Annotated in this window: 1 pseudogene; it reads right to left on the bottom strand. The window is 82.6% G+C overall.

Annotated features, from left to right (window positions below):
• Nucleotides 1-443: pseudogene (locus EIO00_RS24420) on the bottom strand (hypothetical protein); the annotation flags it as partial.

Raw genomic sequence — 443 nt, 5'->3', positions numbered from 1 at the left:
GGCTCGCCCACCGGCGACTCGGCGGCCGGGCGGTCGGCGGGCTTGGTCTGACGAGGCCGCTGCTTGGCCGGCGCGGGCTTGGTCGGCGGCTGCGACGGCGCCGTCTGCGCGGCCGGAGCGGGCTCGGCCGGACCCTCGGCGGGACCCTTCGCCGGCTCGGCCGGCGAGGACGTCCGGGCGGAGCCCTCGGCGGTCGACCCGGTGCTCCCGGTGCCGGCGCCGGACTCGCCGGCCGGACCGTCGGCGGCGCCGGCGGCCGGATCCGCGGGCTCGTCGGCGGGCTCGTCGGCGGGAGAGGCGTCGGGCTTCGCCGTCGTGTCGGGCCGCGTCGCCTCCGCCGCGGACTTCACCGCGGACTCCGGTTCGGCCGGGGCCGGCTCGGCCGCCTCGCCCGCGGGCTCGTCGGCGGGCTCGTCGGCGGGTGCGTCGGCGGGCTCGTCCGC

The organism is Thermomonospora catenispora (assembly GCF_006363815.1).
GTDB classification, from domain to species: Bacteria; Actinomycetota; Actinomycetes; order Streptosporangiales; family Streptosporangiaceae; genus Thermomonospora; species Thermomonospora catenispora.
This window is presented reverse-complemented; position numbering and strand designations above follow the sequence as displayed.